The sequence below is a fragment of the Halobacillus amylolyticus genome (assembly GCF_022921115.1).
Taxonomy (GTDB): Bacteria; Bacillota; Bacilli; order Bacillales; family Halobacillaceae; genus Halobacillus_A; species Halobacillus_A amylolyticus.
This window is the reverse complement of record NZ_CP095075.1, coordinates 3,580,113-3,604,810: the sequence shown is the minus strand read 5'-3', so window position 1 is coordinate 3,604,810 and position 24,698 is coordinate 3,580,113. Positions and strand designations below refer to the sequence as shown.

The following is a 24,698-nucleotide window of genomic DNA, read 5'->3' as shown; positions in this document are numbered from 1 at the left end:
GCAACTTGTGGCTTTTCTCCCCCAAAGGAGATGTACCACCCCATAGGTCGTTTTCGCCCAACGAAATTTCATATCATTCCTTCTCCATTATTCTTCAATCACGAATAAGCTTAAACGTCCCTACCCCTTTCGCAAGCATCTTTTCTTCGGGATCATATAATTCACCCTCTGCCGTTACAGTCCGATACCCTTGTTGCAAAATCCTTCCCTTTGCAAACACATCTCCACTTGAGGAAGGAGCAAGGTAATTCACATTAAGATTTATCGTTGTACAACGGGTTTTCGTAGTCGAGCGGATTGCCATACCTAGGATCAAATCAAGCATTGTTGCATGAACCCCGCCATGAAGCGTTCCATTCACATTTAATAACTGCTCTTTAATCGGCAGTTTGAGGTAAACGTTTCCTTCTTCAAAATTGAGGATCTCGAAGCCGATGTGCGAGAAAAATGGACTGGATTCAAAGCTTTCCCGCACCTCATCAATTACCTTGGTAGTCATCCCAACCCCCCTTCACTACTTCCCTTGAAAGACTGCTTTGCGTTTCTCAATAAATGCTTGTGTACCTTCGTTTTTATCATCCGAGTTGAACAAAATTGCCTGGGAAAGCTTTTCAAGCATGAGACCTGTTTTCATATCTGTTTCTGTACCCATATGAACGGATAGTTTTGCAAGTTTTACAGCTAAAGGACCTTTAGATAAGATAGTTGATGCGACTTCTTCCACCCTCGCAGCTAAATCCTCAGGTGCTACTGCCTCGGAGACTAGTCCAAACTGTACCGCCTCTTGCGCATCCATCATTTTTCCAGTCAAAATCATCTCAAGAGCCTTCCCTTTTCCGACTAATCTTGCTAGTCTTTGTGTGCCGCCAGCACCCGGAATTATCGATAGGTTAAGCTCAGGTAGTCCTAGTTTTGCATTGGTAGAGGCAACACGGATATCACAGGCCATCGCTAATTCACAACCACCGCCAAGGGCATACCCGTTAATCATTGCGATCGTTGGTTTTTCATAACTTTCAATCCTATCATAGACGTATTGCATTCCTTGAGGATTTAAAGCATCAAGCGCAGATTTTTCTGTTAGCTGCTTAATATCAGCACCTGCCGCAAAGGACTTTTCCCCTTTACCTGTAAAAACGACCGCTCCTACTTCCTCTTGCTCGGCTACTCTTCCTAAAGCCTCGACCATCTCATCTAACGTTTCTTTATTTAATGCATTACGTGCCTCAGGTCGATTGATTGTAATGTAGGCAAGCTGATCTTTAGTTGTTAATTCTATGTTTTCAAATGGCATGTTGTCATCCCTTTCCTTTTAATTGAGGTGTTGTGGTTATTTGAACGGATAAACCTCTGATGTTGCAAATACCACTGCTGGGATCGTCCCTTCTGCACCCAATACCTCCTGGTTCACGTTTAACGCTATGATTACATTACCTTTTTCGTCCCTATATATCTCCTATAGCCCATATAGTCAAAGAAAGAAGATTGATCGTCATACGTTTAGGCCCTCCATGAACTCTTGCCCTTTCCTTGTACTTTTCAAAATTAAACGCGTTCAATCATTATGGCCATACCTTGGCCGCCACCTGCACATAAGGTTGCAATCCCAAGTTGTTCTTCTCTCTTTCTCATCTCATGTAAAAGTGTAGTAATAATTCGTGCTCCGCTCGCACCAACCGGATGGCCAAGCGCTATTGCCCCACCATTTACGTTTACTTTTTCCGGATCTAAAGAGAGCTCGCGAATGACGGCTAAAGCTTGGGAGGCAAATGCCTCATTTAACTCGACTAATCCGATGTCTTGTATTTGTTTAGAGGTTTTCTCTAACAACTTCTTCACAGCGGGAACGGGACCGATTCCCATTACTTCCGGTGAAACACCGGCCGTCGCCCAATTCTTAATGCGTGCAAGAGGGGTAAGACCTAATGCTTCAGCTTGCGATTCCTTCATAATCACTAAGGCTGAGGCACCATCATTTCGCCCACACGCATTCCCTGCCGTTACTGTGCCATTCTCTTTAAAGGCCGGTCGTAGTGTCGCCAGTTTTTCGATCGTTGTTTGCGGACGAGGATGCTCATCTGTATCTACAACAAAGGTTTTCTTTTTTTCTTTTACTTCTACAGGAACGATTTCATCCTTGAACTTTCCTTCCTCAATTGCCTGTGAAGCTCGTCTTTGGCTTTCAATCGCAAAGGCATCCTGATCTTCCCTAGAAATAGCATATCTTTCAGCAACATTTTCGGCCGTCATGCCCATCCCAAGGTTGTTGCCGTAGATTTCTTGCGGTTGTTGACCAGCTTCTGCGTTTGAGTCGACCAATGTCGTCTTGTCACCGCCAAACCTTGAGTTTCTAAGGTAAATAGGGGAGCGACTCATACTTTCCGTTCCACCCGCGACAACAATATCCGCTTGATCAAAGGCAATTTGCTGGACGCCTGAAGCCACAGCCTGCATTCCCGATGCACACAAACGGTTAATCGTATAGGCGGGAGATGATTCCGGTATTCCTGCCCGTAACGCGGCTACTCGCGCTACGTTCGAAGACTCCGTTGTTTGCCTTACTTCACCAATAATCGCTTCATCTACTTGTTCGGGTGATAAACCAGCCTGTTCGATCGATTCCTTTATCGCAATAGAAGCTAAGTGGCCAGACGAGATCCCTTTCAACGAGCCGCCGTAGCCGCCAATAGGTGTTCTCACGGCACTGACAATAACAATATCGTCTCTCATGTAATTCTCCTCCTAGCTATACTCTTTTTTCAGTTGTCCAGTGATAATATTCTTTTGAATTTCTGATGTACCTTCATAAATTCTAGTAATACGTGCATCTCGGAAAAATCGTTCAATTGGGTAATCGGAGATATACCCGATCCCTCCATGAACCTGAACCGCTTTATCAGCTACGCGATTATAGACTTCTGATCCATATAGCTTCAGCATCGCTGCTTCCTTGATAACTTTCTGCCCTTCATCCACCATCCATGCCACACGATAGGTGAATGATCGCAGTGCCTCAATCTCGACAGCCATTTCAGATACCATGTGACCGACCGCTTGGTGGTCGATAATAGGTACGCCGAACTGTTCACGCTCTTGGACATATTCCATCGATAAATCTAACAGCTTTTGGCAGGAACCAAGGTTTCTCGCTGCCAGACCAGCCCGGCCGTTAGCCAGTATTTTTAAGGCATTGACGTAGCCTTGCCCTTCAACTCCGAGCACATTCTCAGCTGGAACCTTGCAATCTTCTAAAATAATTTCAGCGGATTGTGAACCGTGCAACCCCATCTTCGGCTCGATCGCACCTACTTGAAAGCCAGGGAAATCTTTTTCAACAATAAAAGAGGTGATTCCTTTCGCCCCTTTACTAGCATCCGTCACCGCCATCACCGTGAAGACATCTGCTTCAGTTGCATTGGTAATGTAATGTTTCGTGCCATTTAAAATATAGTGATCTCCCTTTTTAACAGCTGTGGTTTTCAAATTCGTTGCATTCGACCCAGCACTTGGCTCTGTGAGAGCAAAGGCCCCTATGAATTCACCGCTCGCAAGTTTTGGTAAGTATTTTTGTTTTTGCTGTTCATTTCCCATTTCAACAATTCCCACTGTGCCAATTCCTGTATGTGCACCAATCAATGTTGTATACCCATTGTGGGTTGCCCCTATTTCTTCATATAGAGCACACTTGCCTACCATTCCAATCCCTAATCCGCCGTATTCATCAGGGATACTTAGGCCGAACAGTCCCATTTCTTTAGACATTTCAATTATTCGCTCAGGGATCTTATCTTCTTTTTCAATATCCATCGCGACCGCTTCTACTTCTGTTTGAACAAAATCACGCACATTCTTTTTTAGAAATTGAATGTCTTCCTCTAAATCAAAATTCATCTGCTCCACTCCCTTTAAGAGGTTGTTCAAAAAGTCACCAAATGATAAGAGGCGAATCACTTCGTTGGCTTGCTTTTGAAGAGCGTGTGCACCTGCGTCTACAAGCTTATTCGTGGAAGCAAATTCCTCGGTGCAAGGCAGCGAAGAAGGATATTCGCTGAAGGGGCCTCGCTACTCACGTATCATGAGGCAGCAGTGGAACTTCTACTAAAACCGTGCACGTCCTGTGCACAACGTAGAAGTCAGCACGTCCTGTGCAAGTCCGTTCCTTGGAAAAGAAGGACACTTTTCCTTCGTGCGATGCCAATTCGGGGAAGATTTTCTTGGTGCTCAAAGCTACGCCGCCTCGACCTTCTTGCGATACACAGGACGTTCTAGTGTCGACGTTGCTCGCATGTCGTGGCGACCTTAGTCGACCTTCTCATTTGGCAACTTTTTAAACACTCATTTTAAGAATAGCTGTAAAATCCTCTGCCCGTTTTCTTACCTAAATGACCTGCTTTCACATACTTTGTCAAAATCGGACAGGGACGATATTTTTCTCCCAATGTTTGATATAAGTACTCCATATTACGCAGCCTTGTATCTAAGCCAACTAAATCGGCCAATTCTAACGGACCCATGGGGTGATTTAATCCAAGCTTCATCGCCTTGTCGATATCCTCAGCTGATCCAACGCCTTCCATGACCATATTCATCGCTTCATTTCCGATCAGACAATTCATTCGACTGACGGCAAACCCTGGGAATTCATTGATTCTGACGCATTCCTTCTCGATACTTTCACCAAATTGGAAGGATGTCGCAATCGTTTCCTCTGATGTTTCGAGTCCGCAAATGACCTCGATGAGTTTCATTTTAGGTACTGGATTAAAGAAGTGAAGCGCAATACATTGGTCTGGACGATTGGTTTGTGCAGCAATTTCAGTGGGACTCATCGTCGACGTATTCGTTGCTAAAATAGCGTGCTTCGGTGCATAGTTGTCGACCTGTTTAAACGTCTCCACTTTTACATCCATTATTTCGAGCACAGCTTCTATGACTAAGTCGGCATTTGCTACCGCTTCCTTAATGCTGAGGGAATAGTGAATATTTTCTCGTAGCTGTTTCGCTTGCTCCTCTGTTATCTTCCCTTTTTGAATACTTCTTTGACATTGTTTTTCGATATATTGCTTACAATCCTCAAGGCTTTCTTCAGAAATGTCTTGAACGAAAACGGATAAATCAGCGAGGGCACATGAGAAGGCGATCCCCCTTCCCATTGTCCCCGCACCAATTACACTCACATGATGAATCACTGTTTACACACCGACCTTCAATTTCTTGAATTCTTCCGTCAACAACGGAACCACTTCAAACAGATCGCCAACAATTCCATAATCGGCTACGTTAAAGATATTGGCTTCAGGATCCTTGTTAATCGCCACAATCGTTTTAGAGTTGGACATTCCCGCTAAATGTTGAATGGCTCCGGAGATTCCACAGGCAATGTACAAATCTGGTGTTACAACCTTCCCTGTTTGACCAATTTGCAGTGCATAGTCACAGTATTCTGCATCACATGCTCCACGGGAAGCTCCTACAGCCCCACCTAAAACATCAGCTAATTCATGCAGCGGCTCAAAACCTTCTTGACTTTTAACGCCTCTGCCGCCCGCGATAATTACTTTCGCCTCTGATAAGTCCACACCGTCGGTTGTATTGCGGATAATATCCTTTATAATCGTTCGCAGGTCTTTAATCTCTACATCACTTGAGATTATCTCGCCAGTAAGCGTTTCATCCTTTTCAAGTGGTTCAATATTATTAGGACGAATCGTTGCAAAAATCGTCCCATCCTTGATGGTTTTCTTCTCAAAGGCTTTACCAGAATAGATAGGCCTTGTGAAAAGAACATCTTCCCCCTGCTGCTCAATCTCTGTAACATCAGAAATGAGCCCTGTTTCTAACTTGCTTGCAAGTCTTGGAGCAAGGTCTTTTCCTAAAGCAGTATGGGCAAAAATGAGCCCTTCTGGATTTTCTGATTCGATTACATGGCTTAATGCTTGTGTATAGCCATCAGATGTATAGTTTTTAAGATTCTCATGCTCAACCGTAATGACACGGTCTGCCCCATAATGAATCATTTCATCTGCAAATGACTTCACGCTTTCGCCAACTAGTACAGCTACGATCTCCCCATCACCGGCAACTGCTTTAGCTGCCGCTATCGTTTCAAAAGAGACATTTCTCAGGCTTCCCTCACTAACTTCTCCCAGTACTACTACTTTTTTGTTCATATGTTTATGCCCCCTCTATTAGACTACTTTTGCTTCCTTTTGTAGTAATGCCACTAACTCGCTTACTTGTGCATTCACTTCTCCTTCTAGTATTCTTCCCGCCTCTTTTTCAGGAGGAAGGAATACTTCTACTGTCTCCGTTTTAGCTTCGACATCCTCCTCCTCAAGGTCAAGATCATCTAATTCCAGCTCCTCAAGCGGCTTCTTCTTCGCCTTCATGATCCCAGGAAGGGAAGGATAACGAGGCTCGTTTAGCCCTTGCTGTGCCGTAACTAGCAGAGGCAGTTCAGCTTCAATCTTTTCAACATCACCTTCCACATCCCGTTCAATCACGGCTTTTCTTCCCTCTATCTCAAGGTCCGTTATCGTAGTAATAGAAGGCATCCCGAGAAATTCAGCCAGTCTTGGACCCACTTGGCCTGTTCCCTCGTCAATAGCGACGTTTCCAGCCAATATCAGATCCACCTCTTTTTCTTTGAAAAATTCTGCTAAAATCTTAGCTGTTGTGTATGCATCCCCGTCTTCTAAATCATCTTCCGTATTAATTAACACGGCTTTATCTGCTCCCATCGCAAGTGCGGTCCGCAGTTCCTTTACTGCGTCCTCACCGCCTATCGTTACGACAGTCACTTCCCCGCCATGTTCATCTTTTAGTTGAACAGCCTCTTCTATGGCGTAATCGTCATAAGGATTAATGATAAATTCAGCACTCTCTTCGGCAATCCCTTCATTTTCAATGACAATCTTTTCCTCAGTATCAAACGTGCGTTTCATTAGTACAAATAGATTCATAGTTGATCCTCCTCCAAGTCCGGTTTAGCTGTATTGATAAAAGCCTTTGCCTGTTTTACGTCCAAGATCACCTTTTTCCACCTTTTCTTCTACGATCTTTGCAGGTTTATCTGATTCGTTTCCAGATTCCTGATACCGCTGCATTCTGACAAAATAGTTCACGTCAATGCCCGTTAAGTCCATTAAGGCAAAAGGGCCAATCGGATGGTTTAAAGCTTTTGTACAAACAGTGTCGATCTCTTCATGGGTCGCGTATCCATTTTCCAAAAGGAAGAGTGCTTCATCCATTAACTTTCCAAGAATACGGTTGGCGATGAATCCGGAAATCTCTTTCTGTAACAGGACAGGGGCCTTCCCTATTTTTTCAACAAAAGCAAAAGCAGTCTCTGCGGTTTCATCAGACGTGTGCGGGCCTTTGACAACCTCGACTAGTTCCATCACTAGCGGAGGGTTGAAGAAATGCACATTACAAACCTTATCTGGCCTCGTCGTTGCATCAGCGATTTTTGAGCTGACAATAGTTGAACTATTTGTAGCGAGAATCGTGTGGTCTGGAGTGATTTCATCAAGTGTTGAAAACAATTCTCTTTTCACATCAAGCTTCTCCACTACCGCTTCGATGACAAGATCCACATCCTTAACAGACGCAAGATTGGCATCGAAAGTTAGTCGTCCAAAGGCATCCTCCACTTGTTGCTCGGTTAGCTTGCCCTTTTGAATGCGTCGGTTCATGTGACCCTGAAGAGATTCCTTCGCTTTTGTTAAGCTGGTTTCCTCGATATCATTAAGAATGACGCTATATCCCTCAAGAGCACAAACCATTGCGATCTGTGAACCCATTGCGCCTGCGCCGATCACAGCCACTTCATTGATATTATCCACCTGCATGATGTTCTTCCTCCTCCTTCAGTTTTTCTCTCTCAACCAATTTCCGTTTTAAAAGCTTCCCTACTGTATTTCTAGGTAATGCCTCACAAATCTCAAATCGTTTAGGAACCTTATATCGAGTTAAATTATGGTAACAATGACCTTTTAATTCTTCAAGATCAATTGTATGACCATCCTTAGCAACGACATAGGCTTTCACGATTTCGCCCTTCTCACGATCTGGTATGCCGACAACTGCCGATTCTTTAACATCTGGATGGTCATATAAAACACTTTCAACTTCCTGCGGATAGATATTAAAACCGCCATTAATAATCATTTCTTTTTTTCTGCCTACAATATAGAAATATCCTTCTTCATCAGACATTGCTAAATCCCCAGTGTATAACCAGCCATTCCGTAACGCTTGTGCTGTCTCATCGCCGTTCTGCCAATACCCTTTCATAATTTGTGGCCCTTTGATAATTAACTCCCCAACACAGTTGTCCGGTAATTCATTGCTATCTTCATCAACGATTTTACTGTCAGTACCTGGGAGTGGAATACCTATACTTCCTACTTTTCTAACACCAGTCGTTGGATTACGGTGTGTAGATGGGGAGGCCTCGGTCAATCCGAATCCTTCCCCAATAACTGCTCCAGTCAGACTCTCGAATCTTTTAATAATTTCAACCGGTAAAGGAGCTGAACCACTCGAGCAAAACTTTAAGCAATGAAGGCCGTACGACTCCACGTCAGGATGATTAACAAAGGCATTATACATTCCTGGAACACCAGGAAAGAACGTCGGCTGATATCTCTTAATTTTATTCAAGACATCATCTACTTCAAATTTTCTAATTAGCAGTAATGAAGCACCGATGTAGATTCCTAGATTCATGGCACTTGTCATAGCGTACACGTGGTAGAGCGGGGTGGCGGTAAGCACAACCTCCTGTCCGAACAGCATCCTTTTCCCGTACATCGTATAGCTTTGGATGATATTTGCCACGAGGTTAAGATGTGTTAACATGGCTCCTTTCATTTTTCCCGATGTACCACCCGTATACTGGATCACTGCCACATCTTCTTTAACGGAAATAGGTATCTCCTTCCTTAACGGGGTGGAATTCTCTATCAGAAAATCTAATGAATGATGGTCATTGTCCTCAGATCCTGATACAAAAATGCGGTTTAGTTTTTGCATATCATCGACCTGATAAACAGTTTTTAGGTTAGCCTGCTCTGCCACAAGGTAATTCGTCTTCGAGTCACTTACAATTTGCAAAAGTTCACGGGCTGTATAACGTGGGTTAATTTGGACTACAATCAGTCCTAGCCTTTGTGCCGCATAGTAAGCAATAATGTAGTCAGGATGGTTGGACACCATCAACCCGATTCTTTCTCCTTTTACTAAACCGATATCATCCCAGGCTCCCGCGAGTCGGTCCACCTTGTCTATTAATTCTTGATAAGAGATTTGGTTGTCCTCTAATATAACGGCCGTACGACTTCCATACTTTTCTGCCGTCCTCTTTAAAAGAGAATATAGTGATACTTCCGGATACTTTAAATCTTTCTTCATTTCTGATGGGTATGATTCATACCACTTTCGCTCTTCTAAGTTATTCAACAGAACTTTCCCCCTTCCTCATTACACCAGGCTTACTCTAGAACTCCAGCTTCTTTGTAATATTTTTTAGCCCCTGGATGTAATGTTTCGGGATCAATGCCATCGAGTGCTGTTTCGATTGTGAAATGCTTGGCTCTTTCAGGGATTTGATCTTCAAATTTCGGTATATTATCCCAAAACAGCTTTGTTAGATTATAAGCATATTCATCCTCTATATCGCTTCTTGCCGTCAGCATGGTTACCATTGTGTAAGTAGGGGTCGGTTCGTCAAGCCCCTTATAAGTTCCAGCTGGAATCTCTCCAGAGGAAACCCCTATCCCTTTTTCTTCTATACTATTAAGTTTTTCTTCATCAATAGGAATTAGTTTAATAGGTTTTGTGATTTCGATTTCTTGTAAAGCAGGAATAAATGGTGCACCCCCGCCAACATACACATCAACATTATTATCCTTTAACATGGAGGCACCATCAGAATAATTGCCGTAGGAAATCTGGCCTCCAGCTTCTTCAATTGTCTGTTGATCAATTCCATATTCCGCCATCATCTTCCAGAATGCTACCGGACCTCCGCCACCTTTTGGACCTAGGAAAATATGTTTATCTACAATATCTTCAATTGTATTAATGTCTTCATGATCTGTGGTCGTAGCAATCGTTTGATAAACAGGATACAATGCTCCAATGGCAGAAATATTCTCCAAAGGTTCTTTAAATCCATTTCCACCTTCAAGTGCTGAAGTGAAATCAGAGGTATAGTTTAATCCCATTTGAATATCCCCTATTTCTATCGATTCCAAGTTGGAAGTTGAGCCCCCTTCAAGTTGGGAAACATTCAAGCCTGAAAAACCATCCATATAAACATCCAACATCACCGTAGTGATTGGGTACCAACCTGATCCCATAGGTCCACTACCAATCTTTAAGAACTTATCAGGCGCCGATGGTTTATCACCAGATCCACCTGATGATGTTTCGCTATCACCACATGCCGCCAACACAAGTGTAAAAGAAACGAGCAACATAATACTCACTAGCATTTTTCTCATAAATATCCACCTTTCTGTTATCCACTCATTTTTTGTGAATCCTCTGCTACAAACGCTGTGAATTTTTTCTGCCAAATAATTAAGAAAATCGCGGTAGCTAGACCAATTAAATCTCCCCAGATCCCTGGTGTGACAAGCAATATTGCACTAGCAAACATGAGAAGTCTTTTAACTATGCCCAATTTCCCGAGGAAGTAATTTTCTAAAGCGCCAGCAAAGAACATGCAACTTAAAAAGGCACTTAGTAAAGCTATGGAAATACGGGCAGTATCCCCACCCTGTAAGAGCAATTCAGGATTATAGACGAACAGGAATGGAATAAAGAACCCGCCTAATCCAATTTTTATTGCGTAAAAAGCGGTTTTCGTCGGATTAGCTCCGGCTATCCCGGCCGTCGTATAAGCCGTAATAGCTACAGGAGGGGTTAAGCCGGAAAGTACACCGAAATAAAATACAAACATATGAGCTGCTACGATGTTAACCCCGAGATCGATCAATGCCGGGGCTCCTAGTACGGAAAGGATTACGTAGGCAGACACAGTCGGCATTCCCATTCCCATAATAATAGAAGCGACCGCAACGAGGAGTAACAAGAGAAGCATTTGTCCCCCAGCTACATCAATAACAAATCTGGAAAACGTTATACCTAAGCCTGTTAACGATACCGCTCCAACAATAATTCCAGCAGTGGCACAAGCAGCTATAACAATAAGGGCACTTCTTGCACCATTCTCTAACGCTGCTAAAATATCTAGAAGATTCATCCTTGTTGCTTTACGAATCCAGCTTAAAATAACGGTGGCCAGAATTGCATAGAAACCAGATTTCATTGGGCTATAGCCATAGATCATTAACCCGATAATAAGCAGAATCGGTAAAAATAAATAACTTTGCTTAAGGATTATTTGCTTAAGATCTGGAAGTTGTTCTTTCGGGATACCTGCCATTTCTAAACGTTTGGCATGAAAATAAACAACCATACCGGCAATGAAAAAGTAAATGATGGCTGGAATAAGCGCATAAAGAGCTAGCTTAATATAGGGAATCCCTACTGTTTCAGCCATTATAAATACAGATGCCCCCATGATTGGCGGCATGATTTGACCACCTTGAGAGGCAACTGCCTCAACAGCAGCAGAAAATCTTTTGCTATATCCTAGTTTTTTCATCAACGGTATTGTAAAAGAACCTGTTATTGCAGCATTTGCAGCACCGTTCCCAGTAATAGTCGCCACTAAAGCACTAGATCCTACTGCTGATAGAGCTGGACCACCCGTTTTGTTCCCGAACAGGCCAAAGGCGAAGTTTGTAAAAAATTGCCCTCCACCGGATTTCATTAAGAATGATCCAAAAATGACAAACAATATCAACACTGTTGAACTGACATAGATTGGTGCACTGAATATGCCGAGTGTACCGTTGAACATATGGTCAACCATTTTTTCGTATCTTACTCCGGGGTGTGCCAATGCACCCGGAAAGTATCTTCCAAGGAAAATATAAGCTAGGAAGAAAACTCCGATTGCAGACATCAAAATCCCATTGGTTCTCCTAGTAGCCTCCAGCACAAGGGCAATAAAAATCGTTCCAAAGATGACGTCACTGTTATTGATGTTCCCTTGACGACTTTGAATCGCTTCGGCACCAGTTATCATATAAAAAGCTGTGACCAAGGTTAGAAGCACGACTAAAATATCGATTAATCCAAACTTTTTTCCTTTTTTAAATGGAAATAGTAGAAAGATTAACAATATGGCCCATAAAACATGGACACTTCTTTGCTGCCAAGAAGATAACGTCCCAAAGCCTGCTGTATAGATATGGAAGATTGATAATCCAATAGCCAATAGACTGATTATCAAAACAAAGATTCTCGGCCCGTTCCATTGTTCTTTCCTATCTTTCCATAGCTCTTCTACAAATGCTGGCTTTTCCTTGATTGTAGTGTCCAGTTTCTTAGTTGCTGTCTTTTCAGCACCCATTTACGTTCACCTCCAAAATAAGATTTTTTCGTTTCATAGTGTACTCCCCCATCAACACTCAATACTTGTCCCATAACAAAGTCACTAGCTTTCGTAGCCAATAGTAATGCAGTCCCTCTGATAGCGCTTTCATCATCGACCCGTTGAGGTGGGTTTTTGTTTCTAATTTGGTCACCTTTCTTTTCTAATACAACTTTAGTCATTTTCGTCGGAAAGAATCCTGGAGCAATGGCATTAACATAAATCCCATGCTGCGCCCATTTCCTAGCTAAATATTTTGTAAGATGTATGACTGCCGCCTTACTCGTGCTATACCCTATTGCATTAAGCACTTCCGGCGGCTCTGCCTTCAATCCAGCAGCCGAGGCAATATTAATGATTTTGCCAGATTGCTGTTGTATCATTAATTTGTCCACTTCCTTTGCCATCAGAAATGTACCTGTGGCATTAATATTCATCACTTTTTGCCAAGCCTCATGGGGCATCTCTTCTACCTTTGCTCCCCATGTTGTGCCACTGTTACTGACAAGAATGTCGATATTTCCATATTCCTTAACAACTGCCTCTACGACCTCTTTCACATCGAATCCGTTTGTGATATCGCATCTGTATGCTGTCACATCCATTCTCTTGTCCGGAACTCTTGGGCAGTCGATTGGCAATTTTCTAATTTTCTTGAACAAATGGCGATGGAACAGCCGGCGTCAGCATACGCTTCAGCAATCTGGCGGCCGATCCCGCTGCCACCGCCGGTAATAAGGGAAACATCGTTCTTTAAGGTAAATAACTCAAATGTAGTACATAACAAACACCTAATTCTCTTCTAATACTTTTCTAGCTACGAGTAGCCGCTGGATTTCGTTTGTACCTTCATAAATTTTCGTAATTCTTGCATCGCGGTAAAAACGCTCGACAGGGTATTCCCCTATGTAGCCAATCCCACCATGGATCTGAACAGCCTTATCGGCCACCTTATTAAATACTTCTGAAGCAAACAGTTTAGCCATTGATGCCTCTTTAATCACCTTCTTCCCGTCGTCTACCTTCTCAGCTGCCATCATTGTTAATGTCCGGGCAGCTTCCGTCTCGGTAGCCATGTCAGCTAACATCCATTGGATGGCTTGATTGTTAGCAATCGGCTGTCCGAACTGTATGCGTTCTTTGGCATAGCTTGCTGACAGTTCGATTAACTTATCGCATGAACCCACCGCTCTCGCTGCCAAACCGATGCGGCCTTCACCAAGTATCTTCAAAGCGTTCATGTAACCCATTCCTACTTCACCGATGACATTTTCTTCCGGAACAATACAGTTGTCAAAAATGACTTGGGCGGTATAGGATCCTCGCAGCCCCATCTTCTTATCTTTTTTACCAACGATGAGCCCTGGAAAGTCCTTTTCAATTAAAAATGCTGTGATTCCGCCTTTAGCACCTTTATCCTTATCCGTTAATGCGAATACCGTAAACACATCTGCTACGGGGGCATTGGTAATAAAATGTTTTGTCCCGTTAACAATCCACTGATCCCCTTTTTTCTCAGCCTGGGTCGATAAATTTGTCGCATCAGAGCCAGCGCCTGGTTCCGATAAAGCGAATGCGGCAATTTTATTTCCAGCAGCCATCTCTGGTAGATACTTCTGTTTCAACTGTTCAGAAGCAAGCTTCACTAAACCGGTGCTCCCAATTCCAGTGTGAGCACTGATTAAAGAAACAAAACCGTTATGCGTTCTACCGAACTGTTCTAGCACTGTTGCTTTCCCGACTGTGTTTAGACCAATTCCTCCGTATTCTTCTGGAATGCTCATGCCAAACAAACCAAGATCCTTCGCCTGCTCAACTAGATGTTGGGGAATCGCATCCTCATCTTCAATTTGTTGTGCATACGGTTCTACTTCATTTTCTACAAAGTTCTTAATCATCGTTTTCATTTGCTGTAATTCATCTGTCGCTGTAACCGGCATGTTAGAAACACCCTTCCTGTTTTTATCGTCCCTGTTAATAATGCAATAATCATGCCAACTTTTCTTTTCGGTCAAAAACATATAAAAAAAGACTGCACACTGCAGCCTTTTAGGGATTTAGAGTAATAATTTTTAGCGCTAGCAGGGAGCTTTAACTATGCCTATGTGCGACCACAATTCAAAAACAAATCAATTTGACATTTTAAAGGGGATCATGTTGATTTAAAAATGAATGATTTAATTCAAAAATGAATCAAATCATTTAGCCTCAACATATTTTCGGTCAAAAAAGTTTAGAATACTATAAATGGAGTGGAGGGTAGGCGCGGAAACATCAAGGTCAGCTGATTGTCTGACGATAAATCCACACATGGCTTCGACTTCCATGCGCTTTCCTTGAAGACGATCTTGCAGCATCGAAGTTTGATGATCTCTAGCAAGTTCCGCATTGGAGAAGATCTTGGCTATTGTTGCTTCTCGATCAAGTGGAATCCCCGTTTTCACCGCCACCTCTACTACTTCAGAACATATAGTCCCTGCTGTTTTTCGTAGATTTTCATCGTCTAAAATTTGTCCTACTCGAGCACTTGAAACGGCTGATAACGGATTAAAAGTGGCATTCCATAGCAGTTTATGCCATTTTCTCTCAAGGATGTTAGCAGAATGAACCGTATCTATTCCGGCTTTTTGAAATTCTTCTACAATTGCTAAACACTCACTAGTTGTTGATTGCCCTAATTCCCCCACAACGAGTTTCACTCTCCCTTGTTGGCGGATCTTTCCTGGCGCTTCCACAAAAGCTTGGACGTAAGTGGCGGAAGATAGCACTCGGTCGGTGTCAAAAATCGCTTTAAGCATTTCCTCATTCTCTACGCCATTCTGCATGGTTACAATAAGCGCGTGTTTATTCAAACTAGTTCGGAGCTGTTGCGCCATGCCTTCTGTATCATTCGACTTTACACAGAATAAGATGAGATCCGAATCAGCTAGATCACTTGGATCATTGGTGAATTCATTCGTAATATGTATGGTATCCTGCTCCCTCTGAATGAATAAACCATCTTCCTTCATGGCAGTAAGGTGGCTGCCCCTGGCTAAAAAGGTCACATGATGGCCCGCCTTTTTTAGCAATCCGCCAAAATAACAACCTACTGCTCCTGCACCAGCAACACCTATGTTCATTCGTGGCCCTCCCCTTTTTTACAATTTAGGTTGTACTTCTTCAGTTTTCTAACAATCGTCGGCTGACTTGTTTCTAATGCTTTCGCCATCTCGTAAGTGTTCTGGTATTTTTCTACAGCTAAGCGCAATACTTTCGCTTCCGCCATTTCTGTTGCTTCCTTTAAGGACACAATCGAAGCGGGACCTGCGACTGTTTCGTTAGATTCACTATACTCAGAAGGGAGATTTTCCAACTGTATGATATCGGTAGGTGTAGTTACAACTAATCTTTCGATAAGATTAGAAAGTTCCCTCAAATTCCCGGGCCAGTCATAGGTAAAAAAGAAATCCTTTAGCTTGCTGTCTATCTTTTTACTCATATGGTACTTTTCATTTGCTTGCTTTAGAAAGGTTTGGATCAAAGGTAAAATGTCATCGCGACGTTCTTTCAACGGTGGAATGAAAATTGGCAGCACATTCAGTCTGTAATATAAATCCTCACGAAAGTCTCCTTTTTCTACCATATCCTTCAGATTTCTGTTCGTAGCGGCAATGATTCTAACATCTATTTTTCTCGGCTTTGTTCCGCCAATTCTTTGAATCTCGTTTTCCTGAAGAACCCTCAATAATTTAACCTGAAGCATTAACGGTAATTCACCAATTTCGTCTAAAAAAAGCACGCCTTTGTCTGCCATCTCAAACATCCCTGGCTTCCCTTGACGATTAGCTCCGGTAAAGGCACCACGATCATAACCGAACAATTCCGATTCTAAGAGGTCGGCCGGTATGGCGCCGCAATTTATTTTAATAAATTCCCCTTCCTTAGAGCGTACACTGTTTGTGAATATGTGTTTGGCAAGAATGTCTTTCCCGACACCGGTTTGACCTAATATTAATACGGTCGCATCAACATCAGCTATTCGGTCAGCCGTGTCATAAATCATTTTCATTCGCTCACTGTTTACGACAATACCATCTAGTCGATCTGACTTATTCTTTAGTAAATCCAATTCCTTTTTGTACTTATCATTTAACTTATTCATTTTACTCAACTCAGCTTGCAGCTCATTCAGGTCTGATAAATCTCTAATATTGGTGACAACCTTTTCAACATCACCTTCTTCATTAAACACCGGGGTACCCGTGATTAAGGTTTCTTTTCCGGCATAATTATCCTGGACGAGCGAAACCGTCCTCCGCTGTTTGACGACCTTCGGAGTGACGGAGCTTTTTAAGATTCCCCTTTTAATCAGGGCATCCACATGTTTACCGATATAATATTCTTTCGGGATACCTGTGATTCTCTCGATCGCTGAATTCGTTTTCCATGTAACCCCTGTGTGATCAGTGATATAGATACCGTCATATGAATTTTCGATAATGGCATCTAACTCCCGGGTTAAATTTTTAAGCTCTTTGTTCTCGTTTACTAGTGCAGACAGCTCCGATGTTTCTGTACCGATCAGCAAGACATCATTCGTACCGTCCAATGGTCCCTCAATAAAAACGAAGCGTTTCCCCTTGGACTCTGCCATTATAATTTTTGAATGGGCGCTCGTTTCCCATCGTGAAAAAGCACCTTGCAGGCTTATACCTCTTGCCATTCCTCCCTGTAAACTAGATTCCATCAAATGATTGTAGGAAAGAACGAGACCATCTTGATTAATGACGACAGCTGGTAGGGGAATCTGCTCGACTACTTCAATTAGAATCACTGTTTCATCGCCTCCGTTTTTAGAACTTCTCTCGGTGGAAAATGACGTTTTTCACAAAAAACCGTAGACTGTAATCACGACGATGACCAAACTGACCAAGCTCATAATATAGGCTCCATTCCATCGAAAACCTACAGTCAGCCCGTTGCGCCGCAGGCATTTACTTACAATAATGTTAATCGCATTTAACGGACACAATACAGCCGTCATTGACCAGGACATAATGAAAATGAGAGCCAAAAATTCTGGGGAAATACCAAGGCTTGCCGCTGAAACTTGTGCAGCCAGAATCGGGATGACTACGATCTGGTGAACCCCAATGAAAGCAAACATGAGCACAATCACAAAAATAGCAAGAACAAATAATAGGAAAGAAGCTTCGGCAAAGCCCATCAGAAAAGCTTGAATACGATCAGCAAACACCGTATTTGTAATAGCGCTTCCAAATAATCCGGCACTTAAAAATAACGTGATTTCATTATCCATCAGTGAAACAGACCGGGTGTAATTTTTCCACTCAAAGAACAATTGTTTCCACTTGAAAGTGAGTGTGCCCCACAAGATTGGCACAATGATTGCTATTAAACTGACGAGCATTAGCATGGAAATGTGAGTAAGATACTCTAGTACTAATAAAGAAGCGATTAAAGCCGCGAGCATTCCAAGAAGTTTCGCAATACTTTTCACATGGGTGCTTGGATCTCCTTCCTCTTCCCCAACAGCCAAAGCCTTACTTCCTTCCCTGCCTTCCTTCTCATCACTAGGTAAATACAACTTTTTAGAGGAGTTCCTGAATAATAGATTCCCGATTCCTAATTGAATGACAGCTACGGTCAGCCCTATTCCTATGTATCCGCTAATCTCTCCTCCTACTTCGTGTAAAACTATAGCAACTGAAGCAAAGTAAGGCGACCAAAGCATAGCAGATGAAAATCCAATTAAATAAGATTTCCCCAGAATCATTGGATTAATAGTTAATTTTTCAACCATTTCATGGACCATCTTGACTGAGCCCATGTTTAAGATCGGACTTATTAACGCAATAAAGCTAGAAAGACCGAAGAAAGCAAGTCTAGGATTGTTCTCCCACTTTTTTAAAAAATAATGGAGTGAATGAAAATAACCGCCTGTTTTTAACGGAATGGACAGCATCGGCACAAGGATGATTAAAGTTAAAAGTGGCAGATTCTGTTGAATCCCCTGAAGGCTGGCAGCAAATGGTTGTTCTTTGTACATTCCGTTAATTATAAAACCTAGTAATAGTAACATCAGGGTAATGTACTTTGGGATCCCACGGACAAAAAACGAACTTATTAAAAACACGAAAATCCCACAACCTGACAATAGGTAAAAAAGTGATTTCGCTGGAAAAAAGAAATGAAATATGTAGAGAAAGCACATAGTTAAGATGATGATTACTTTCCATTTCTGAATGCTAAACAAATAGGTCGTTTTCACCCATCTCACCCATTCTTTTTTCTGACACAAAAACGATGGCTTTCACTGATCCTTACAGTGAAAGCTCTGTCTTGTTTTGAATTAATACATTTTTATTTGTACCCTTTAGCAGGGGCGCTGTACCTGTTTCACTTGCTGAAATTGATAGTGTAAATCCTTTAGGGCAGCAATAATCGCATTTGCTGCCTTTCCATAATACTGTTCTTCTATGCATTTAATAACTTCCTCTATATCATGGCGCAGACTAAACCCTTTTAAGATCTTCCCAATATAGTCTCTGCCATGCTCCGTAGCAAGTGTACATGATGCCTCTAAAACGACACCATATACACGATCTACCTCAGCAGTAACCGTAATGGTTTCGTACATGTTTTGGGCTGCCATACCTTCTGGCAGTCTTGCATGGCCGGCAATAAAAAGTATCTGTGAGTTTCCCATTTTTCTACCCCTTTTTATGAGTAATCTACTTTAAAACATTCTCTTTTAAATTTGAAAATTCCTTCTTTTTAAAGTAGATCATAGGAAACTCATCACATAGTCATACTTTTTCTTCTATTTCACTTCTTCTTTCGCTTCTTCAAATGGCCAAACGGGTAAAGAGTTGGACAATTGTTTATCTGATCGGTATCCGAGAAGGTATTCAGCTTGCATCACGGTATGAATCTCCCTTGTGCCCTCATAGATAACAGGTGCCTTAGAGTTTCTTAAAAACCGTTCAACTGGATAATCATTTGAATATCCGTAAGCTCCATGAATTTGGACAGCGTCATTGGCCGCTTCATTAGCATAGTCACAAGCCTGCCATTTCGCCAGTGATGTCTCTCTTGTATTCCGCTTCCCTTGATTCTTTAAGGAGCCGGCACGAAAGACGAGTAGCCGGGACATCTGGTAACCTGCCTCCATTTTGGCCAGCATTTGCTGAACTAACTGATGCTTCCCGATTTCTTTTCCAAAAGTTTTTCTTTCATGGCAGTAGTTAATACTTTCTTCAATACATGCAAGAATTTGACCACACGCACCAGCAGCTACCGTAAATCTACCGTTATCTAAAGCAGCCATAGCAATTTTAAATCCTTCCCCTTCTTCCCCAAGAAGGTTTTCTTTTGGCACCTTCACGCTGTCAAAAAATATTTCTCCGGTGTTTCCTGCTCTAATCCCCAATTTTCCCTTAATGGCTTTGGAGGAGAAGCCAGGCATGGTCCGCTCCACAATAAAGGCGGAGATTCCTCTATGCTTTTTATCTTTATCCGTATAGGCAAAAACGAGAAAGTGATCGGCATAATCGCAAAGCGAGATCCAAGTTTTTTGCCCATTTAAAATATAATGATCTCCCTCTTTGACAGCCGTTGTCTGTAGTGAGGCAACATCAGAGCCAGCATTTGGTTCTGTTAACCCAAAAGCTCCTACCTTTTCCCCTTTCGCTTGCGGGGTGAGATATTTTTGCTTTTGTGCTTCATTTCCCCATTGTAATAGTGTCATACTATTTAACCCTGTGTGTACAGATACCGCCGTTCTGAAGGCTGTATCCCCGCGTTCTAACTCCTCACATACAATGGCCAGCGTATTATAGTCCATTCCACTGCCGCCATATTGTTCGGGAATACAGACCCCCATTAAATCAAGATCAGCTAAACGCTTCATGATCGACGGCTCAAAATGTCCCTCAGCATCCCAACCCTGTATATAAGGATTAATTTCTTTATCGACAAATTGACGCACCATTTTTCTAACCATTTCCTGTTCTTCCGTTAATTCAAAATTCATCATTCAAATCCCTCCAATTTTTTTAAATTAAAAAAGCCAGCCATATCAAAGAAAGCTTGATATCACTGGCTTAGATCCACGTTAAATTCCCCACGCTAATGAGGGCACGAAGATTCACAGTCGTAGTCATTCATTTTGCTAAACGAAACTTCGGATTCACTGGTCATGAAAGAGGTGATCTTTCTAGGAGTGAACATTGTAGTACCATTATATAATTATTTTAATTTTCTGTCTAGGTTTAAAATTTCAAAATGAAATGATCGACAAAAACATATATAATAAACATAAGCCTTTTTTTAGTAAGATGTCAGCATTATTGGCCTTTACTGATCAGAAGAAGATTTCAGAAGATCTACAATTGGATCTCTTTTACAGTTGTATTTTTTGTAAGCGTATTCAAAGGGGTGATAGAAGTGAAATTAGAACTTTCACAAAAACAAAAAATGGTGATGACGCCCGACTTAAACCAAGCGATAACAATGCTTCAATATAGTACGGTGGAAATGGAACAGTTCATTCAGGAACAAGCAATGGAAAACCCACTAATTGAACTAGAAGAAAATAATCATGACATCTCCTTCAGGGAAGACTATCCCGTTTCTAAAAGTCATTCAAAATCCCTAAATACCCATTCCGAAGTAAACCCGCTTGATTATCTGAAAAGTGAAGATAAAGGGATGTGGGAGCATTTATTAGAACAAGCACAATTTCTTGATATTGAGGAAAGAGAACGGACTATATTGCGTTATCTAATTCTTAACCTGGATGAAAATGGCTATTTGCCATTAAGTACATCAGATATTTCCCAATTATTAAATGTTACTGAACAAAAATCCCTATACGCCATCGACCTCCTTCAACAACTTGAGCCCGCAGGTGTTGGAGCCAGAGGATTAAAAGAGTGTCTATTATTACAATTACGAGCATATCACCCTAACGATCGAATGACTGAGCAAGTAATTACCGATTATCTTGAGCTAGTTGCTAATAACAAATGGAAGGAAATTTCCTCCTCCCTGGAAATACCGTTTGAAGAGGTTAAATCCATTGTTACTCTCATTCAAAGTCTTGATCCTAAACCTTGCGCTGATATTTATCGTACACCCATAAGATATCAAGTTCCAGATATTATCATAGAAAAGGTGAGAGAGAAATACACCATTTCCCTTAACGATAAGTTCATACCAACAGTAAATATGAACAAACAGTACACAACATACCTAGGACAAAACAACGAGGCATCCAACTACCTAAATAAACACTATCAAAAATATTTATGGTTAGTAAAAAGTATAGAACAACGCCGCTTGACCATTTTAAAAATTACCGAGGTCATGATTGATAAACAAATTGATTTTTTAACTAACGGTGTTGCCTCGCTTAAACCGCTTACGTTAAAGAATGTCGCCGAGGAAATCGATGTTCACGAATCAACGGTTAGCCGCGCAACAAAAAATAAAGTCATTCAAACACCTATGGGGACATTTGAGCTTCGAATGTTTTTCTCTTCCAAACTTGGAAAAGACGAGACCGGCACTTCTGCGGCTAAAGTAAAAGCATTGTTACAGCAATTGGTTAAGAACGAGAATAAGAGAAAACCACTTTCTGATCAAAAAATCTCCGCATACTTTAGGGACCAGGAGGAAGTTAACGTGTCACGGAGAACGATCGCCAAGTATAGGGAAGAATTAAATATTTTATCATCATCAAAGCGTAAGGTTTAAAAAGGACATTTAATTGAATCAGTGAAAAGAGTGAGTTCTAGATCAGACTCCACTCTTTTTGGTTACCTGAAAAAGACGGAGGGAATGCATAAAAAGATAGCGATATGTTAATTCTGTTATTACGCAGAAACTCGATGGAGGGATCAATGATTGTGTTTCGTGGTGATGCGCATAAGTTTTATATTAAACTTAAAAAGACATGTGAAAGAAACCACTCCTTTAATAAAATCGAAGAAATTAAAGAAGTGACGGATATCCAACGCTTCTATTTAACCATTGATTCAGATACATTAGAAAAAATACTTTATCGCATGATAAAAGAAAAGAACGGATCAGGGATTATCCCTATTTTGGTTTCTACCGGACCATGGCTGTTATTTCTATTTTCTGCACAATTACAAGAGTTTATATTTAGTAATGGGATGCTCCCATGGGGGGTGGTTTTCGTTGTATCTTATATACTAATCCTAACAATGAGTGTCATTCTCCACTTTCGCGAAAGGGCATGGGCTTCCTTTCATATTGCCATTATAAAAGACATACTAGAAAATAAAACCTAATTAATCGGATCTTCATCCCCCATATTGCATACTTTCACAGATTGCCATGCCATCATCATTCTTAAACGGTTTTTCTTTTGCCTTTTGCTCAGTCATTTTGTTTATTATGTTGGATAATCCCTCATATCTATCCGTTTACACACACTCCTTTATAACCTCTTTCGTTATAAAAAGGATGAAAATTAATGAATTAACCCCAGCCGGATTGCCTCGGCTATCCCCTGACCACGATGTTTTACATTCAGCTTTCTCAAGGCAGAGCCAACGTAATCCCTGACCGTAAACGGACTAATTCCAAACGACCCGGCAATTTCTTTTATCGAATAACCAAAAGCCAACTCTTGCAGCACCTCCGTTTCACGCTTGCTTAAGTGTACCTTCTTATCGCTTGGTTCATATAAAAGTTGCCCCAAACATTTCCCGTACTGCTCCAGGGAGGTGATCAATTCTCTTGTTGGCAGTCCAGCTCCGGTATATCTGTCCAAGAAAATGCCGCCGATGACTGTTGAAGACTGTATGACTGGCACGATCATCAGAGAAGATAATTTAAATCGGTGGACATACTTTTCAGGTAAAGAATTTTCCTCTTCTGCATTACTGACAAACATCGCTCTTTTGGAGTGAACAACCGAATAGACGGGCGGGATCGCTCTGATGTCTTCCCGAATATCACTCATTCCATAGACTCCCGATCCGTCCATTCTGATGATCCCCTCACCGATAAAACTTAATGGTGAATACCCAAATAACGATACACGTAAAAACGGAAACAACTCAACAAAACCCTTTACAGCTGTGTGCACCTTCTTATCATGTTGCTCTGCAGGATTAATCCCCTTCACATAATTTCCAATCAACTCAGCGTTCATCGGCTTCCCCTCCCTACATTTTCAGGGATATAAATGGTCGTAAACTTATACTATGATCAATGTAAGTGCTTACATTTTAGCAAAAATATTCAGTAAATTCAAAATTTAGCAGAGGGGTTGAAAAATGAGAGACCAAATTTTGACGACAAGCGCACGTGGCCTCAAGGAAGACTCGTTCCCATTTCGATTGTATCAAAAGGCAAAAAGATTAGGTGTTTGGGACCCAAGGGATATTGATTTCACACAAGACAAAGAAGATTGGAAGACGTTAACGGCACCCCAGCAACAGTCCATCCTACGGCTCATCTCCCAGTTTCAGGCAGGTGAAGAAGCCGTTACGCTCGATCTCTTACCGGAGATCATGTTAATCGCCAAGCAAGGACGGATTGAAGAGGAAATGTTTTTGACAACATTTCTATTTGAAGAAGCCAAACATACTGAGTTTTTTCGCATCGTTTTGAACGTGATTGGGGAACAAGGGGATCTCTCCCATTTCCATAGTGATACGTATAAGCAGATTTTTTACGAGATTTTACCTGAGGCGATGAACCGCCTCCATACCGACGAATCTCCTGAAGCACTCGCGGAAGCTGCCGTCGTGTATAACATGTTTGTTGAAGGAGTTCTTGCAGAAACAGGCTACTGGTCATTTTATAGAATGCTTGATTCATTTGGCAAGATGCCTGGTCTAATGAAAGGGATTGAGTATTTGAAGCGGGACGAGTCGAGGCATATTGCTTACGGGACCTTCTTACTGCAGCGCCTTGTCTGCGAACACCCACATTTGTATGACCACATCACACAAAAATTGAACGACCTTGCGCCATTGTCACTGCAATTAAATCAGGAAGGTGCCGAACAATCTGCTTATGATGTTCCGCTTGAGGAAACGGTCAGGTTCTCGCAAAACCAATTAGCGATCCGTCTTGAAAAAGTTGCCCGGGCAAGAGGAAAAACGATCGAGGAAATCTATAAGCCGAAGGAAAGTGTGTGAAT

At 41.9% G+C, this 24,698-nt stretch carries 21 protein-coding genes and 1 pseudogene; 3 read left to right on the top strand and 19 right to left on the bottom strand.

All coding sequences use genetic code 11. The features are described 5' to 3' along the window. Nucleotides 1-94: 94 nt before the first annotated feature. From MUO15_RS18200 to MUO15_RS18115, 18 genes and pseudogenes are all read right to left on the bottom strand, one after another. Nucleotides 95-499: a PaaI family thioesterase gene (locus MUO15_RS18200; RefSeq protein ID WP_245031540.1), complete on the bottom strand. Its 405-nt coding sequence runs from the start codon at nt 497-499 to the stop codon at nt 95-97. A gap of 15 nt (nt 500-514) precedes the next feature. After that, on the bottom strand, nt 515-1,294 hold the full coding sequence (locus tag MUO15_RS18195) for an enoyl-CoA hydratase/isomerase family protein (protein WP_245031538.1): 780 nt from the start codon (nt 1,292-1,294) through the stop codon (nt 515-517). Nucleotides 1,295-1,545: 251 nt separating this feature from the next. Next, nucleotides 1,546-2,730, bottom strand: coding sequence for a thiolase family protein (locus tag MUO15_RS18190; protein ID WP_245031536.1), 1,185 nt, complete (start codon nt 2,728-2,730; stop codon nt 1,546-1,548). A 12-nt stretch (nt 2,731-2,742) separates the two neighbouring features. Then, nucleotides 2,743-3,891, bottom strand: a complete 1,149-nt coding sequence (locus MUO15_RS18185) for an acyl-CoA dehydrogenase family protein (protein WP_245031534.1) — start codon at nt 3,889-3,891, stop codon at nt 2,743-2,745. Between the two features lie 449 nt (nt 3,892-4,340). After that, nucleotides 4,341-5,186: a 3-hydroxyacyl-CoA dehydrogenase family protein gene (locus tag MUO15_RS18180; protein ID WP_245036082.1), complete on the bottom strand. Its 846-nt coding sequence runs from the start codon at nt 5,184-5,186 to the stop codon at nt 4,341-4,343. A 6-nt stretch (nt 5,187-5,192) separates the two neighbouring features. Further along, a complete protein-coding gene (locus tag MUO15_RS18175; RefSeq protein ID WP_245031527.1) occupies nt 5,193-6,170 on the bottom strand; it encodes an electron transfer flavoprotein subunit alpha/FixB family protein in 978 nt (325 codons plus the stop codon). Between the two features lie 18 nt (nt 6,171-6,188). Then, nucleotides 6,189-6,962 (bottom strand): electron transfer flavoprotein subunit beta/FixA family protein, encoded by a 774-nt coding sequence (locus MUO15_RS18170; RefSeq protein ID WP_245031525.1) that lies wholly within the window; start codon nt 6,960-6,962, stop codon nt 6,189-6,191. A gap of 24 nt (nt 6,963-6,986) precedes the next feature. Further along, entirely contained in the window at nt 6,987-7,850 is an 864-nt protein-coding gene (locus tag MUO15_RS18165) for a 3-hydroxyacyl-CoA dehydrogenase family protein (RefSeq protein ID WP_245031523.1), read from the bottom strand. Further along, complete coding sequence (locus tag MUO15_RS18160; protein ID WP_245031521.1) at nt 7,837-9,462, bottom strand: long-chain-fatty-acid--CoA ligase; 1,626 nt, start codon at nt 9,460-9,462, stop codon at nt 7,837-7,839. Before MUO15_RS18160 ends, MUO15_RS18165 begins: the two co-directional genes overlap by 14 nt. A gap of 32 nt (nt 9,463-9,494) precedes the next feature. Further along, entirely contained in the window at nt 9,495-10,508 is a 1,014-nt protein-coding gene (locus MUO15_RS18155; RefSeq protein WP_245031519.1) for a TAXI family TRAP transporter solute-binding subunit, read from the bottom strand. A 17-nt stretch (nt 10,509-10,525) separates the two neighbouring features. Continuing rightward, the gene (locus MUO15_RS18150) at nt 10,526-12,490 is read right to left on the bottom strand and encodes a TRAP transporter permease (RefSeq protein WP_245031517.1); all 1,965 of its coding nucleotides are present in this window, start codon (nt 12,488-12,490) and stop codon (nt 10,526-10,528) included. A 38-nt stretch (nt 12,491-12,528) separates the two neighbouring features. Next, a pseudogene (locus MUO15_RS18145) lies at nt 12,529-13,298 on the bottom strand (SDR family NAD(P)-dependent oxidoreductase); the annotation flags it as partial. A gap of 4 nt (nt 13,299-13,302) precedes the next feature. After that, on the bottom strand, nt 13,303-14,451 hold the full coding sequence (locus tag MUO15_RS18140) for an acyl-CoA dehydrogenase family protein (protein WP_245031515.1): 1,149 nt from the start codon (nt 14,449-14,451) through the stop codon (nt 13,303-13,305). A 258-nt stretch (nt 14,452-14,709) separates the two neighbouring features. Beyond that, entirely contained in the window at nt 14,710-15,633 is a 924-nt protein-coding gene (locus MUO15_RS18135) for a ketopantoate reductase family protein (RefSeq protein ID WP_245031513.1), read from the bottom strand. Next, a complete protein-coding gene (locus MUO15_RS18130; protein ID WP_245031511.1) occupies nt 15,630-17,327 on the bottom strand; it encodes a sigma-54 interaction domain-containing protein in 1,698 nt (565 codons plus the stop codon). Before MUO15_RS18130 ends, MUO15_RS18135 begins: the two co-directional genes overlap by 4 nt. Before the next feature lie 51 nt (nt 17,328-17,378). Then, nucleotides 17,379-18,650, bottom strand: coding sequence for a hypothetical protein (locus MUO15_RS18125; protein ID WP_245031502.1), 1,272 nt, complete (start codon nt 18,648-18,650; stop codon nt 17,379-17,381). A 240-nt stretch (nt 18,651-18,890) separates the two neighbouring features. Next, nucleotides 18,891-19,223, bottom strand: a complete 333-nt coding sequence (locus tag MUO15_RS18120; RefSeq protein WP_245031500.1) for a DUF3870 domain-containing protein — start codon at nt 19,221-19,223, stop codon at nt 18,891-18,893. A gap of 114 nt (nt 19,224-19,337) precedes the next feature. Further along, complete coding sequence (locus MUO15_RS18115) at nt 19,338-20,549, bottom strand: acyl-CoA dehydrogenase family protein (RefSeq protein WP_245036081.1); 1,212 nt, start codon at nt 20,547-20,549, stop codon at nt 19,338-19,340. A 413-nt stretch (nt 20,550-20,962) separates the two neighbouring features. On the opposite strand from MUO15_RS18115, the gene rpoN reads away from it, so the two are divergent. Together rpoN and MUO15_RS18105 are read left to right on the top strand one after the other, a co-directional pair. Next, complete coding sequence (rpoN, locus tag MUO15_RS18110) at nt 20,963-22,273, top strand: RNA polymerase factor sigma-54 (protein ID WP_245031497.1); 1,311 nt, start codon at nt 20,963-20,965, stop codon at nt 22,271-22,273. A gap of 146 nt (nt 22,274-22,419) precedes the next feature. Next, the gene (locus tag MUO15_RS18105; RefSeq protein ID WP_245031493.1) at nt 22,420-22,833 is read left to right on the top strand and encodes a hypothetical protein; all 414 of its coding nucleotides are present in this window, start codon (nt 22,420-22,422) and stop codon (nt 22,831-22,833) included. A 182-nt stretch (nt 22,834-23,015) separates the two neighbouring features. Here MUO15_RS18105 and MUO15_RS18100 read toward each other — a convergent pair whose 3' ends face one another. Further along, nucleotides 23,016-23,702: a helix-turn-helix domain-containing protein gene (locus MUO15_RS18100; RefSeq protein WP_245031491.1), complete on the bottom strand. Its 687-nt coding sequence runs from the start codon at nt 23,700-23,702 to the stop codon at nt 23,016-23,018. Nucleotides 23,703-23,826: 124 nt separating this feature from the next. Between MUO15_RS18100 and MUO15_RS18095 the strand changes: the two genes are divergently transcribed. Beyond that, nucleotides 23,827-24,696, top strand: coding sequence for a R2-like ligand-binding oxidase (locus tag MUO15_RS18095; RefSeq protein ID WP_245031489.1), 870 nt, complete (start codon nt 23,827-23,829; stop codon nt 24,694-24,696). Nucleotides 24,697-24,698: the final 2 nt, after the last annotated feature.